General features: G+C 70.4%; 15 protein-coding genes. 4 read left to right on the top strand and 11 right to left on the bottom strand.

The genetic code is table 11. From position 1 onward, the window contains the following. Positions 1-31 precede the first annotated feature (31 nt). From HDC37_RS03830 to prmC, 8 genes are all read right to left on the bottom strand, one after another. Entirely contained in the window at positions 32-823 is a 792-nt protein-coding gene (locus HDC37_RS03830; RefSeq protein WP_179559020.1) for a F0F1 ATP synthase subunit delta, read from the bottom strand. Beyond that, positions 823-1,401, bottom strand: coding sequence for a F0F1 ATP synthase subunit B (locus HDC37_RS03825; protein WP_179559019.1), 579 nt, complete (start codon positions 1,399-1,401; stop codon positions 823-825). Before HDC37_RS03825 ends, HDC37_RS03830 begins: the two co-directional genes overlap by 1 nt. Positions 1,402-1,430: 29 nt before the next feature. Beyond that, entirely contained in the window at positions 1,431-1,667 is a 237-nt protein-coding gene (atpE, locus tag HDC37_RS03820) for an ATP synthase F0 subunit C (RefSeq protein WP_124292836.1), read from the bottom strand. Positions 1,668-1,713: 46 nt separating this feature from the next. Then, entirely contained in the window at positions 1,714-2,508 is a 795-nt protein-coding gene (gene atpB, locus HDC37_RS03815; protein WP_179559124.1) for a F0F1 ATP synthase subunit A, read from the bottom strand. A 135-nt stretch (positions 2,509-2,643) separates the two neighbouring features. Beyond that, complete coding sequence (locus HDC37_RS03810; RefSeq protein WP_257021243.1) at positions 2,644-3,159, bottom strand: hypothetical protein; 516 nt, start codon at positions 3,157-3,159, stop codon at positions 2,644-2,646. Beyond that, complete coding sequence (locus HDC37_RS03805; protein ID WP_179559018.1) at positions 3,156-4,316, bottom strand: MraY family glycosyltransferase; 1,161 nt, start codon at positions 4,314-4,316, stop codon at positions 3,156-3,158. The genes HDC37_RS03810 and HDC37_RS03805 overlap by 4 nt, the downstream gene beginning before the upstream one ends. Positions 4,317-4,332: 16 nt before the next feature. Then, positions 4,333-5,028 carry an L-threonylcarbamoyladenylate synthase gene (locus HDC37_RS03800; protein WP_179559017.1) on the bottom strand — a complete coding sequence of 232 codons (696 nt, stop codon included), beginning with the start codon at positions 5,026-5,028 and terminating at the stop codon, positions 4,333-4,335. A 65-nt stretch (positions 5,029-5,093) separates the two neighbouring features. Continuing rightward, positions 5,094-5,972 (bottom strand): peptide chain release factor N(5)-glutamine methyltransferase, encoded by an 879-nt coding sequence (prmC, locus tag HDC37_RS03795; protein ID WP_179559123.1) that lies wholly within the window; start codon positions 5,970-5,972, stop codon positions 5,094-5,096. A gap of 87 nt (positions 5,973-6,059) precedes the next feature. Here prmC and cysK (HDC37_RS03790) point away from each other — a divergent pair, with 87 nt between their 5' ends. From cysK (HDC37_RS03790) to epsC, 3 genes are read left to right on the top strand one after another with little or no spacing between them, the layout of a single operon-like run. Further along, a complete protein-coding gene (gene cysK / locus HDC37_RS03790) occupies positions 6,060-6,998 on the top strand; it encodes a cysteine synthase A (RefSeq protein WP_179559016.1) in 939 nt (312 codons plus the stop codon). A gap of 32 nt (positions 6,999-7,030) precedes the next feature. Further along, complete coding sequence (cysK, locus tag HDC37_RS03785) at positions 7,031-7,984, top strand: cysteine synthase A (protein WP_179559015.1); 954 nt, start codon at positions 7,031-7,033, stop codon at positions 7,982-7,984. After that, positions 7,981-8,559: a serine O-acetyltransferase EpsC gene (gene epsC / locus HDC37_RS03780; protein WP_179559014.1), complete on the top strand. Its 579-nt coding sequence runs from the start codon at positions 7,981-7,983 to the stop codon at positions 8,557-8,559. Before cysK (HDC37_RS03785) ends, epsC begins: the two co-directional genes overlap by 4 nt. Before the next feature lie 6 nt (positions 8,560-8,565). Here epsC and HDC37_RS03775 read toward each other — a convergent pair whose 3' ends face one another. Beyond that, positions 8,566-8,985, bottom strand: coding sequence for a hypothetical protein (locus HDC37_RS03775; protein WP_179559013.1), 420 nt, complete (start codon positions 8,983-8,985; stop codon positions 8,566-8,568). 93 nt (positions 8,986-9,078) lie between these two features. Here HDC37_RS03775 and HDC37_RS03770 point away from each other — a divergent pair, with 93 nt between their 5' ends. After that, positions 9,079-10,476, top strand: coding sequence for an amidase (locus HDC37_RS03770; RefSeq protein ID WP_179559012.1), 1,398 nt, complete (start codon positions 9,079-9,081; stop codon positions 10,474-10,476). Between the two features lie 256 nt (positions 10,477-10,732). Here HDC37_RS03770 and prfA read toward each other — a convergent pair whose 3' ends face one another. Both prfA and rho read right to left on the bottom strand, forming a co-directional pair. Continuing rightward, positions 10,733-11,812, bottom strand: a complete 1,080-nt coding sequence (gene prfA, locus HDC37_RS03765; RefSeq protein ID WP_179559122.1) for a peptide chain release factor 1 — start codon at positions 11,810-11,812, stop codon at positions 10,733-10,735. Positions 11,813-11,838: 26 nt separating this feature from the next. Continuing rightward, the gene (rho, locus tag HDC37_RS03760; RefSeq protein ID WP_179559011.1) at positions 11,839-14,046 is read right to left on the bottom strand and encodes a transcription termination factor Rho; all 2,208 of its coding nucleotides are present in this window, start codon (positions 14,044-14,046) and stop codon (positions 11,839-11,841) included. Positions 14,047-14,127 lie beyond the last annotated feature (81 nt).

The following is a 14,127-nucleotide window of genomic DNA, read 5'->3' as shown; positions in this document are numbered from 1 at the left end:
GCCGCTTCCTGGGAAGCGCACGGGAAGTCTGTTAGCCCGCCAGCCGCTGGCGGAGGTCGGCGAGGCGCGAGGACACGCTGGCGTCGATCACGTCGTCCGCGATCTGCACGCGCAGACCGCCGACCACGGTCGGGTCGACGACGGTGTTGATCGAGACCTCGGCGCCGTAGCGGGCCGAGAGCGTCCGCGACAGACGCTCGATCTGCGCGTCGCTGAGCGCGACGGCGGTGACGACCGTGGCGACCTTTCGGCCGCGCTGGTCAGCCACGATGCGCATCGCCCAGGTCAGGAGCTGACGCACGCGGCGCTCACGAGGCTGCTGCACGAGGGCGTCGGCGATGACGATCGCCGACGCACTGGCACGACCCGTCAGGAGGGAGGACACCAGCCGGCCCTTGGCCGCCGGGTCGCCCAGGCGGCTGCCGAGAGCGAGCTCGAGCTCCCCGTTGTCGGCGACGACTCGGGAGAAGGCGAACAGGTCGGCCTCGACGTCGGCCTGCGGTTCCGCCACGGCGGCGGCACGCACCGCCAGCTCCTCGATGCCCTCGACGAGGTCGGCGGCCGATGACCAGCGCTCGGCGACCACGGCGCCCAGGAGGGTGCGCGTGGTGGCCGACACCTGACGCCCGAAGACGTCGTCGACGACCTTCTGTCGGGCAGGTGCCGGCGCCGACGCGTCGGCGAGAGCCGAGGCCAGCTGCGGGGTCTCCCCCACCGCGCGCGCGACCCCGAAGAGCTCACGCGCCACCTCGAGGTCGGTGATCGCCGCAGCATCCAGTGCGGCGATGCTCGACACTCGAGCCTGCGTGGTCGCGCTTCCCATCAGAGGCCCTGCTTCTGACCGGCTGCGGCCTTGGCGGCCTCGTCGGCCTCGAGCTCGGCGAGGAAGCGGTCGACGACCGCCTGAGCCTTCGCGTCATCGGAGAGGGTCTCGCCGATCACACCGCCGGCGAGATCGAGGGCGAGCGTGCCCACCTCGCTGCGCAGCGACACCAGCGCCGACTGACGCTCCGCCTCGATCTGGGCGTGCGCGGTGGCGGTGATGCGCGCGGCCTCGGAGGCTGCGGCGTCCTTCGCCTCGGCGAGGATCTTCTTGCCGTCCTCGCGGGCGGCATCGCGGATCTCGCCGGCTTCACGCCGGGCGTCGGCGAGCTGAGCGGTGTACTCCTCGAGCGCGGCCTCGGCCTTGCGCTGGGCCTCGTCGGCCTTGGCGATGTTGCCTTCGATCGCGGCAGCGCGCTCGTCGAGCAGCTTCTGCATGCGCGGCAGCACGATGCGCCAGAACACCGCCAGGATGACGATGAAGCACACCGCTGACCAGATGATGTCGTAGTACGCCGGCAGCAGCGGGTTCTGCGACTCACCCTCTTCCGCAGCGAGAGTGACAAGAGCGTTCAGCATCTCGTCTCCTTAAACGTGGGGAAGGGGGATCAGGCGCCGAAGATGAAGCCGGTGGCGATGCCGATGAACGCGAGCGCCTCGGTGAACGCGATACCGATCCACATGAGGACCTGGAGGCGACCGGCCAGCTCGGGCTGACGAGCGACGCCCTCGATGGTCTTGCCGACGACGATGCCCACGCCGATGGCGGGGCCGATGGCGGCGAGGCCGTAGCCGACGGTCGCGATCGAACCGGTGACCTGGGCGAGAACCGTAGTTGCATCCACGGGTGTGTTTCCTTTCGGTTGGGTGGGTAGGCCGGAGCCCGCCCGCTCAGTGCTCTTCCGCGACCGCGAGCTGGATGTAGACCGCGGTGAGGATCGTGAAGACGTAGGCCTGCAGGAAGGCGACCAGCATCTCGAAGAGAGTGAAGGCCAGCCCGAAGGCGAGGGTGCCGACGCCGAAGGCCTTCCACAGGCCGTCGGCGGTGAAGAGGAAGAACTGGGTCGCCGAGAAGAACAGCACGAGCATGAGGTGCCCGACGATCATGTTCATCAGCAGTCGAAGGGTCAGCGTCACCGGCCGGATGATGAAGGTGGAGAGGAACTCCAGCGGCGTGACGATGATGTAGAGGAACGGCGGGACCCCCGAGGGGAAGAGGGAGTTCTTGATGAAGTTCTTCGGGCTCTTGCGCAGCCCCGCGTAGATGAAGGTCACGTACGACACGATCGCCAGCAGCAGCGGCACCGCGATGACGCTGGTGCCCGCGATGTTCAACCCGGGGATGATGCCGGTGATGTTCATGAACAGGATCATGAAGAACATGGTCGTCAGCAGCGGCAGGAAGCGGTCGCCGTCCTTGCGGCCGAGCAGATCGTGCGCGATGTTGACGCGGACGAAGTCCAGGCCCATCTCCACCACGCTCTGGAAGCGGGTCGGGACGATCCGCATGCGGCGCGTGCCGATGACGAAGACGAGGATGAGCACGATCGTCGCGAGCACCTGCACGAGGTTGATGCGCGTGAACTCGATCGGAAGCCCGAGGCCCTCGAGGATGTTCGGCGGGAAGAAGTCCGAGATCGAGGGCGGGTGGAACTCACCGTCGGACGACGAGGCATTCGCGATCAGGGTCGCAGCTTGAGTAGACAGCGCGGGCTCCAGCTTCGGGGCACCGGTCGGGGACCGTTGCGACGATGGTCGGTGAGAGTCGTTCCGCAGACGCGCGCAGAGCGGCGGGCGGGCGCAGACACCACCCTATCAAACTCAGGGGGCGGCGTTTTTCCCGGTGTCCGGGTCCTTGTCGCCGTCGAGAGGCCGGTTCAGGTCGTCATCGGGGTCCGTGGTAGGGAGCGCGACGTCGCTGACGTGGGGGATGCGCATCCGGGTGAGCACCACCACGTCGATGGCGAGCGATGCCAGGACGCTCACCACCACCGCGACGAAGAACACGGGACCTTCCAGCCACGGCTGCCCACGCAGGATGATGAGGGCGACGATGAAGATGACGAGTTTGAGGATCCAGCCGCCCATGACGATGCCGAAGAAGACCGGGATGTAGAGCGGGTCGCCGAACCAGCGGTTGGCGATGAGGATGCTGGCGCCGGTGATGCCGAGGAAGACCGCGGCGAGGATCACACCCGACAGGGCGCTCCACACCCCGTCCGTCCCCGCCACGAGGCCCCCGACGATCGCCGCGACGACGGCGAGCACCACGGTGACCACCCCCGACCACAACAGGGTCGTGCGAAGGATCGGATTGCTGGACACATCGGAGGTCATGAGGCTTCCTGGGGGACGTCGGCGGCGGTACGGCCGCGCTGGCGAGCGGGGAGAAGGGTGACCACGAGGCAGGCGATGACCCCGACGGCACCGAGGGCGACACCCAGGAGATAGTCTCCCGGCCATTCCTCCTGGGTGCCGACGTACATCAGCAGCACCGCGAGGCTCACCACGGCGGTCCATGAATAGAAGATGAGAACGGCGTCGCGATCGCTGTGCCCCATGTCGAGCATGCGATGGTGCAGGTGCTTGCGGTCGGGCGAGAACGGGGATTTCCCGGCCCGCATGCGCCGGATCACGGCGAGGCCGAAATCGAGCAGCGGAAGCAGCACCACCACGATCGGCAGGATGATCGGGATGAAGGCGCCCAGCAGCTGGGAGCGGCCGAAGCGCTCGGGGTCGAGCAGTTCGGGCGAGAGCTGCCCGGTGATGGAGATCGCCGAGCAGGCCATGAGGAGGCCGAGCATCAGGGCGCCGGAATCGCCCATGAAGAGCTTCGCCGGGCTCCAGTTCAGCGGGAGGAAGCCGATGCACGCCCCGATCAGCACCGCCGCGATGAGGGTGGCCAGGTTGAAGTAGGTGTTCTGTCCCGTGTCGCGAGCCAGCAGGTACGAGTAGGCGAAGAACACGACGTTGGCGATGAGGCAGACGCCGGCGACCAGTCCGTCCAGACCGTCGATGAAGTTGACCGCGTTCATGACGATCACGATCGACAGGACGGTGAGAAGGAAGCTCTGCCAGCCCGAGCCGAGGACCAGGTCGCCGATGGGCAGCGTGTAGATCTGCAGGCCGCCGAACCACGCGATGATGCCGGCCGCGACGAACTGCGCGCCGAGCTTGACCATCCAGTCGAGATCGAACAGATCGTCCGCGACGCCGACGACGACGATCAGCGCGGTGGCGACGAGGATGGCGATCATCGTCCGCGGCTCGAGCCAGACGATGGAGAAGAAGGGGTTCTGCGACGACACCAGGAAGGCAGCCACCACCCCGAGGAACATCGCCACTCCCCCCAGGCGCGGGGTGGGGGTCTTGTGGACATCGCGCTCGCGGATGCCGGGATAGAGCTTGAAGCGCAGGCTCAGCCGCCAGACCACCCACGTCAGCACGAAGGTGACGGTGGCGGTGAACAGGACCGTGAAGACGTACTGCTTCACTCTCCGCCGTCCGCTCTCACTCGGCGTCGCCCGACGGCGCCGGCTGCGGAGCCTCCAGGAGATCGCCCAGGACCTCGCGGAGCCGATCCCGTCCGATCGCGCCGTCGCGGAGGATCCGTACGCGCGGCTCGGAACCACGAACGACCAGCGGTGTCGCGTCGACGATCGTCGAGGCGACCCCGACGTCGGCAGGTCCGCCGTCGAGGTAGACCGCGATGTCCTCGCCGAGCATGGCCTGGGCCTCGCTGATCTGCACCGCGGCCGGGCGTCCGGTGAGATTGGCGCTGGAGACCGCCAGCGGCCCGGTCTCCTCCAGCAGCTCCAGCGCGATGCGGTGAGCGGGCATGCGGACGGCGACGGTGCCGTGGGTCTCCCCGAGGTCCCACGACAGCGACGGCTGCGAGGGCAGGACGATGGTCAGACCGCCCGGCCAGAACTCCGCGACCAGGCGTTCGACCGGCTCGGGGACCTCCGCCACCAGCGCCCGGAGCGTCGCCTGCCCGGCCACGAGCACCGGCGGCGGCGACTGACGTCCCCGGCCCTTGGCATCGAGCAGCCGCTGCACCGCGCGGGCGTTGAAAGCGTCGGCGGCGACGCCGTAGACGGTGTCGGTGGGCATCACGACGAGGTCGCCGCGGCTGATGGCCTGCCGGGCCTGCCGCATGCCGGGGAGCAGCTGCTCGTCGTCACGGCAATCGAAGAGGGTAGACATGACGCCACGAGTCTACGGCCCCGACCTCTCCGAGCCCTGGAGGCCCCTGGGCGCGAGGTCGGGGATCAGGGCCGCAGTGCGGTGGTCGCGCGATCGCGGAGCGTGAGATCCCGGTGGGTCGCTGCGGCGCGCCATCCGTCCGCCATCAAGAGAGCACGGATGTCGGCACCCTGCCATTCGCCGTGCTCGAGGACGAGCAGACCGCCCGGATGCAGCAGTCTCATGCCGACGCCGCTCAGCACCCGGACGACATCCAGACCGTCGGGGCCGCCGTAGAGCGCCGCCGGCGGGTCGAAGAACCGCACCTCCGGGTCGCGCGGGACGGCGTCGTCGGGGACGTACGGGGGGTTGGACACCAGGACCGACACCGTCCCGTCGAGCTCACCGAAGGCCGTCGCGAGGTCGACGAAGGCTAGGCGGGCGTTCGGGACACCGGCAGCGGCGAAGTTCTCCTTGGCCCAGACGAACGCCTCGACATCGTTCTCGGCCGCGTGCACCTGCGCGTGGGGGACCTCGGTGGCCAGCGCCAGCGCGATGGCGCCGCTGCCGGTTCCGAGATCCACCGCCACCGGCTCGGGTGAGGCCGCGGCGCGGAGGGCATCGATGGCCAGCTGCGCGACCATCTCGGTCTCCGGGCGGGGGACGAACACTCCCGGACCGACCCGCAGCTCCAGGTGCCGGAACGGCGCGGAGCCGGTGAGGTGCTGGAGGGGGACGCGCGTGGCCCGCTGGGCGACGATGTCATCGAAGCGCGCCCGCTGGGCGGCATCCAGAGAAGCACCCCGGATGACCGCGGCCTGCACCTCCCCCCGACCGACCCCCAGCACATGGGCGGCCAGGAGTTCGGCGTCGACGTCGGCGCCCCCGATGCCGGCTCGTTCGAGCCGCACGCGGGCGTCGCGGAGCGCGTCCGCGAGCGGGCAATCGGCGGGAGAGAAGTTCATGACCGCCGTCCAGACTGTCACATTCGGGCCGCCTCGCCGCTGCTCCCGTAGGCTTTTGTGGTCACCCCACCGCCCGAAAGGACAGCCATGCCCGGCATCCACCCCGACATCACGTCCGCCTTCGGCGACACGCCGCTCGTCCGACTGAACCGGGTCACCGAGGGCCTCCCTGGCACCGTCGTCGCGAAGCTGGAGTTCTACAATCCCGCATCCAGCGTCAAGGACCGCCTCGGCATCGCGATCGTCGACGCGGCGGAGGCGTCGGGTGATCTGAAGCCCGGCGGCACCATCGTGGAGGCGACGAGCGGCAACACCGGCATCGCACTGGCGATGGTCGGCGCCGCCCGCGGATACCGGGTCATCCTGGCGATGCCCTCGTCGATGTCTATGGAGCGACGTATCCTGCTGCGCGCATACGGCGCCGAGGTCGTTCTGACCGATCCTGCCGGTGGCATGAAGGGCGCCGTCGCCAAGGCGCAGGAGATCGTGTCCGAGACCCCGGGCGCGGTCCTCGCCCGCCAGTTCGAGAACGAGGCCAACCCCGCCATCCACCGCAAGACCACCGCCGAGGAGATCCTGCGCGACACCGACGGCGCCGTCGACTACCTCGTCGCCGGGATCGGCACCGGCGGCACCATCACCGGTGTCGGGCAGGTACTGAAGGAGCGTGTGCCGGGGGTGAAGATCGTCGCGGTGGAGCCGGCCGACTCGCCGCTGCTGACCAAGGGCACCCCGGGGCCTCACAAGATCCAGGGAATCGGCCCGAACTTCATTCCCGCCATCCTCGACCAGGGCGTCATCGACGAGGTGTTCGACGTCGAGTTCGATGACGCCGTCGCCACGGCGCGTGACGTCGGAGCTCGCGAGGGCATCCTCGTGGGCATCTCGTCGGGCGCCGCAGTCTGGGCCGCGCTGCAGCTGGCGGCGCGTCCGGAAACGGCGGGCAAGAACATCGTCGTCATCATCCCGTCCTTCGGCGAGCGCTACCTCTCCACGCCGCTGTACGCCGACCTCCGCGAGGAGTGAACCGGGTCCTCCCGGCGGCGAGAACCATTCCCGTGTCAGCTATCCATCCCGACATCACCACCGCGTTCGGCGGCACGCCTCTCGTGCGGCTGAACGCCCTGACCGAGGGCATGAACGCTGAGGTCGTCGCCAAGCTGGAGTTCTACAACCCCGGCGCGAGCGTGAAGTGCCGCCTGGGCATCGCGCTCATCGACGCCGCAGAGGCGGCGGGCGAGCTGCGACCCGGCGGCACGATCGTCGAGTCCACGAGTGGGAACACCGGCATCGCTCTCGCCCTGGTCGGAGCCGCCCGCGGCTACCGCGTCATCCTGACGATGCCGGCCTCGATGTCGAAGGAGCGACGGACGCTCCTGAAGGCGTACGGCGCAGAACTCGTCCTCACCGATCCGTACAAGGGGATGACGGAGGCGGTCCGTACCGCGAAGCAGATCGCCGCCGACACTCCCGGCGCTGTCCTCGCCCGGCAGTTCGAGCATCCCGCGAATCCCGAGATCCACCGCCGGACGACCGCGGAGGAGATCTGGCGCGACACCGACGGGAGGGTGGACTACTTCGTCGCCGGATCGGGCACCGGCGGCACCGTCACCGGCGTGGGTCGGGTGCTGAAGGAGCGGAACCCCGCCGTCCGGGTCGTCCTCGTCCAGCCGAAGGACTCCCCCATCCTCACCGAGGGCCGAGCCGGCGGGCACCGCATCCAGGGAATCGGCCCCAACTTCGTCCCCGATGTGCTCGACCGCAGCGTCGTCGACGAGATCGTCGACGCCGACTTCGACGATGCGATCAGGGTCGCCCGAGACCTGGCCACTCGGGAGGGCATCCTCGCCGGGATGTCGGCGGGCGCCGCGGTGAGCGCGGCCCTGCAGATCGCTCGCAGACCAGAGGCATCCGGGAAGCGGATCGTCGTCATCGTGCCGGATTCGGGCGAGCGCTACCTCTCGACCGCGATGTACGCGGACCTCCGCGAAGAACAAGCGGCACCGGCATGATCCTCACCCGAGCCCTCGCGCGGGTGCGCGAGGACATCGCCGCAGCGAAGCTGCGCGACCCCGCCGCGCGCGGCGCGGTGGAGATCGCTCTGCTGTACCCGGGGCTTCACGCGATCTGGGCGCACCGGGTGTGGCACGCGCTGTGGCGGCGGCGCCTGCGCTTCGCCGCCCGCCTCGGCTCGCAGGTCACCCGCTGGGCAACCGGCGTCGAGATCCATCCGGGTGCGGTCATCGGTCGTCGCTTCTTCATCGACCACGGCATGGGGATCGTCATCGGCGAGACCGCCGAAGTCGGTGACGACGTGATGCTGTACCACGGCGTGACCCTCGGCGGCCGGCAGCGCGAGGGCGGCAAGCGCCACCCCACGCTGCTCGACGGCGTCGCCGTGGGTGCGGGCGCGAAGATCCTCGGGCCGATCACGATCGGCGCGCGCTGCGTCGTCGGAGCGAACGCCGTGGTGACCAAGGACGCCCCCGCCGACAGCGTGCTGGTAGGGGTGCCGGCCAAGCCTCGGCCGCGGGGCGAGGGAATGGACACCCGCGACGTTCTGACCGCGCCGGAGTACGTGATCTGAGCCGGTTCAGGCCCGCTTGGCGCCGTCGCGTCGATCATCGATCCTGCGCTTGAGGAAGATCATCGGCAGAAGCAGCGTCGCCAGCGCCGTGACGAGCCACACGATCACCGGCGCCAGGATCCAGGTGAGCACGAGCGGCTGGCCGATCGTGAGGCCGGCCCCGGGGATGAGCACGACGACGATCAAGGCCACGAGCGTCGAGATGATGCCGATCCCGCCGAGGAGGGCGGGCGCGTTCCTGCGGGCGACGCTCGCGATCCACGGGGTGAGGATGCTCTGCAGCACCGCGAAGATGACGATCGCCAGGACGAAACCCCACCAGTTGGCCCAGTCGATGCGGAATCCGGGCAGGAGGAGATCCGCCACGATGAGCCCGAGCGCGGCGGAGACGAGGAAGATGAGCGCGCGGATGAGGAAGATGATCACGCGCTCAGGGTACGCCCGGCACCTCTCGGACGCGGGCTGGTCGGTCCCCGCCACGCCGAGGGCGGACACGGCCGGGCTGACTAGGGTCGGAGGGTGAGCGAACTCCTCGGGATGTCGGCGGTCGATGTCGCGGCGGCACTGCGGCGTCGCGAGCTGCGCTCGGTCAAGGTCGTCGAGGCCGCTCTGGCCCGGGCAGCGGAGACGCGTGCGCTCGGGGCCTTCGTCGAGGTGACCGCCGAGCACGCCCTCGAGCAGGCGGCGCGGCGGGACGCCGCTCCGCCGGACGGGCCGCTCTGGGGCATCCCGATCGCCGACAAGGATCTGGTGGCGCGCGCCGGCGTCCCCACCCGGTATGGATCGCGCGCCCGCGAGAACGTCGTCCCCGTGGCATCCGACCCGCTCGCCGGGGCCCTGGACCGCGCGGGCGCGGTGAGCATCGGCAAGACCAGCACGTCGGAGTTCGGTCTGACGGGTTTCACCGAGCCCGTCGGGGGCGGAGCCTGGGCGCGCGACCCGTGGGATCCCGCCCACGGCGCGGGCGGGTCGAGCGGGGGCGCCGCGGTGGCGGTGGCCGCGGGAGTGCTGGCGATCGCCCCGGCGTCGGACGGCGGCGGGTCGATCCGGATCCCCGCCGCCACCGTGGGAGTGGTGGGGCTGAAGCCGTCCCGGGGTCGCCTCCCCCTCGGGTCGGGTCTCGACGCCCCGGAGGGACTCGCGGTCACCGGGCCCATCGCCCGGACGGTCGCCGACGCGGCATTCTTCCTCGACGCGCTGTGCGGACTCGCCCCCTACGGATTCTCGGTGCGCGCGGTCGATTCCCCGCCGTTCCTTCCGGCAACGCTCGCGGATCCGCCTCCCCTCCGCGTGGGCGTCACCGCGGTGTCGCCGTGGGACGACGACATCGAGATCGATGTGGACCCCGCCGCGGTCGACGCGCTGAGCGAGGCGGCGAGGGTTCTCGCATCCGCCGGACACGAGGTGACCGATGCCGCGTGGCGGCCGCACCGGTACGGACCGCTCTTCCGGGTGCTGTGGCGCGCGAGCGCCGCCCGCATCCCCCTCACCGACGACGACCTGCAGATCGTCGAGCCGCTCACCGCGTGGCTCGTGCGAGAGGGACGTGCCCTCGACGCACGGGTGCTGCTCGGCGCCCTGGCCGAGGCCCGGGTCTTCGAGCGGGAGACGATCGGCGCATTCGCTCCCTACGACGTGGTGCTCACGCCGGCGCTCGCGCAGACGCCGCGCCCCATCGGCTGGTACGACCGTATCGATCCCGAGCGATGCTTCGCCCAGCAGGTGCAGTACGCGCCGTTCAGCAGCTTCGTCAACGTCGCGGGCCTTCCCGCACTCGTGGTCCCGGTGACGCTCAGCGGCGGGCACCCGGTGAGCGTGCAGCTCATCGGTCGGCCGGGCGGAGAGCGGACGATCCTCGCCGCTGCGGCGCAGCTCGAGCGTCTTCGCGGGCCGCTCCCCCATCCGCCGGTGCCCTGACCCGCCCGCGGCGGCCCGCGGCGTCCCGCGGCGCTCCCTGGCGCCCCCGCGGCGCTCCCATGCCGCCCCCGCGGCGCTCCCATGGCCGCACAGCGGAGGAGATCCGCACGTGGGAGGTCAAATCCTCCGCGCGCATCCTCCCGTGCGCAAATCTCCTCCCGTGCGCCGCGGAGAGGGCCGCGCGCCGATCACCGTTCGTACGCGGATCTGCGCCCGGGAGCGGGCGCTGCCGCGGGAAACCCGGGGGCCCTCGCCGTCAGGCGTCGCCCCCGAGGGCGGCGAGCCGCTCCTCCTCGTCCGCAGCGATGCACGACTCGATGAGCGGCTCCAGCGCGCCGTCCATCACCTGGTCGAGGTTGTAGGCCTTGTACCCGGTGCGGTGGTCGGCGATGCGGTTCTCGGGGAAGTTGTAGGTGCGGATGCGCTCGGAGCGGTCCATCCCGCGGATCTGCGACCTCCTGGCATCGGATGCCGCAGCATCGCGTTCCTCCTGCTGACGCGCGAGGAGCCGGGCCCTCAGCACCCGCATACCGGCCTCTCGGTTCTGCAGCTGCGACTTCTCGTTCTGCATCGACACGACGATCCCGGTCGGAAGGTGGGTGATGCGCACCGCCGAGTCGGTCGTGTTCACCGACTGGCCGCCCGGGCCTGAGGAGCGGAAGACGTCGATCTTGAGGTCGTTCGGGTCGATCTGCACCTCTTCGGGCTCATCGACCTCGGGGAAGACGAGCACACCGGTGGTGGAGGTGTGGATCCGCCCCTGCGACTCCGTGGCGGGAACCCGCTGCACGCGGTGCACACCGCCCTCGTACTTCAGATGCGCCCAGACGCCCTGCGCGGGGTCGGACGAGGAACCCTTGATCGCGACCTGGACATCCTTGTAGCCCCCCAGGTCGGACTCGGTGCGCTCGAGGAGCTCGGTCTTCCAGCCCTTCGCGGCGGCGTACTGCAGGTACATCCGCAGCAGGTCGGCGGCGAACAGCGCGCTCTCGGCGCCGCCCTCGCCGGCCTTGATCTCCATGATCACGTCGCGGGCGTCATCCGGATCGCGTGGGATCAGCAAGCGCCGCAGCTTCTCCTGCGCCTCCGTCAGCCGGGCTTCCAGCGCCGGGACCTCCTCGGCGAAGGACGCATCCTCCCGGGCGAGGTCGCGCGCGGCATCCAGATCTTCGGACGCCGCGAGCACCGCCTCGTGCGCCGCGACGATGCGCGACAGCTCGGCGTACCGCCGGTTGACGCGCTTCGCGCGCGCGGCGTCGGCGTGCACGGCCGGATCGGACAGCTCGTGCTGCACCGCCGCGTGCTCGTCGATCAGCGCGCGGACGGACTCCCACATCGCGGGCTCAGCCACCGGCTCCCCGCTCAGCGGATGCTGTTGTCGTGACCGTGGCCGCTGCCGTGGCCGCCGTGACCGCCCTGCGCGGGCGCCGGCATGGACTTCTGCATCTGCACGAGGAACTCGACGTTCGAGCCGGTCTCCTTGAGCTTCCCGAGCACGACCTCCAGCGCCTGCTGGGGATCGAGGCCCGCGAGGGCGCGCCGGAGCTTCCAGGTGATCTTGACCTCGTCGGCCGACATCAGCATCTCTTCGCGTCGCGTCGACGAAGCGTTGACGTCGACAGCGGGGAAGATGCGCTTGTCGGCGAGCTGACGGTTCAGGCGCAGCTCGCTGTTGCCGGTGCCCTTGAACTCCTCGAAGATCACCTCGTCCATCTTCGAGCCGGTCTCCACCAGCGCCGTGGCGAGGATCGTGAGCGACCCGCCGTTCTCGATGTTGCGAGCCGCGCCGAAGAACCGCTTGGGCGGGTACAGGGCCGATGCGTCGACCCCGCCGGTGAGCACGCGACCCGAGGTGGGCGCGGAGATGTTGTAGGCACGGCCGAGGCGCGTGATCGAATCCAGCAGCACGACGACGTCGCGACCGAGCTCCACCAGGCGCTTGGCCCGCTCGATGGCGAGCTCGGCGACGGTGGTGTGGTCCTCGGCGGGGCGATCGAAGGTCGAGGCGATGACCTCGCCGCGGACCGTCCGCTGCATGTCGGTGACCTCTTCGGGGCGCTCGTCGACGAGCACGACCATGAGGTGCACCTCGGGGTTGTTGATCGCGATGGCGTTGGCGATCTGCTGCAGCACGATCGTCTTGCCCGCCTTCGGAGGCGCGACGATGAGACCGCGCTGACCCTTGCCGATGGGGGCGACGAGGTCGATGATGCGCTGCGTCAGCTTCTCGGGAGCCGTCTCCAGGCGCAGGCGCTCCTGCGGGTACAGCGGCGTGAGCTTGCCGAACTCCACGCGCTCCGCGGCGTCGTCGACCGACAGGCCGTTGACCGCGTCGACCTTGACCAGCGCGTTGTACTTCTGACGGCTGGACTGCTCGCCCTCACGCGGCTGCTTGATCGATCCGACGACGGCGTCGCCCTTGCGCAGGTTGTACTTCTTCACCTGGCCGAGCGAGACGTACACGTCCTGCGGACCCGGGAGATAGCCCGTGGTGCGGACGAAGGCGTAGTTGTCGAGCACGTCGAGGATGCCCGCGATCGGGATGAGGACGTCGTCCTCGTTGATCTCGGTCTCGAACTCGTCGACCTGGCCCTGACCGCGGCGCTTGTTGCGCTGGCGACCGCGGCCGCCCGTCGAGGAGGTGTCTTCGTCGGATGCTTCGGGGCCGGCGTTCGCGGCAACGTTCGGGTTCTGCCCGCCGCGGCCGTTGCCGCCCTGGCTCTGGCCGCCCTGGTTCTGGCCGCCCTGGTTCTGGCCGCCCTGCCCGTTGCCGGGCTCCTGCGCATTCCCGTTCTGGCCGCCGCGATTGCGGTTGCGATTGCGGTTGCGGCTCCGGCCGCGCGACGGAGTCTCGTCGGCGTTGTCGTCGCGGCTGCCCGTCTCGGCGTCGCCTTCGGACGAGGTCGACGTGTCGTCGACCTGCTCGTCGGCACTCGCCGCCGCATCGCCCGCCGGCGTGCCGTCAGACGCGGGCGTCTCCGACGCAGCAGCGGCGGTGTCGGCGGCGTCCTCGGTGGACGCGGCGTCGGCGGTCGTCTCATCGGCAGCGGCGACGGTCTCAACCGCGGAGGTCGCGGTCTCGGCGGCGGGCTGCTCTGCGGCGGGCTGATCCGCGGCGGGCTGCTCGGCGGCGGGCGCGGCGTCCTCCGCCGCAGCCTTCTCCGCCTTGGTGGCGCGGGTGCGCTTGGGGCGGGTGGTCGCGGTGGCGCCCTCGGTCTTGGCGCGGCGGGGCGCGCGCTTGCGCGGCGCGGTCTCGACGGGCGCCTCGTCAGCAGGTGCGTCGGCGGGCGCCTCCTCAGCGGCCGGCGCCTCGGCAGCGCCATCAGCGGCGGGCGCCTCGGCAGCGGCGGGCTCTGCAGCGGCCGCGTCGGCCGGCGTCGCCTCGACGGCGGCATCCGTGCTCTCTTCCGCGTCCGCCGGAGCGGCGCCCTCGGGAGCGGCGGCGTCGGCCTGGGCGGCCTCGGCCTGGTTGTCGGGGGTGGTGTTCGGGTCCGTGGCGGCCGCCTCAGGCGCGTCAGCGCGCTCGTCGGTGGTGTCGTCAGGGGTGTGGACCTCGGAGATGGACTCCACGAGTTCTCCTTGTCAGCAGGTTGCAGGCAGATGAATGTCAGACGGTGCACGATGACCGCACGCGCGGCAAAGCAGGATCTC

The sequence above is a fragment of the Microbacterium sp. AK009 genome (genome assembly GCF_013410955.1).
In the GTDB taxonomy this organism is placed as follows: domain Bacteria; phylum Actinomycetota; class Actinomycetes; order Actinomycetales; family Microbacteriaceae; genus Microbacterium.
This window is presented reverse-complemented; position numbering and strand designations above follow the sequence as displayed.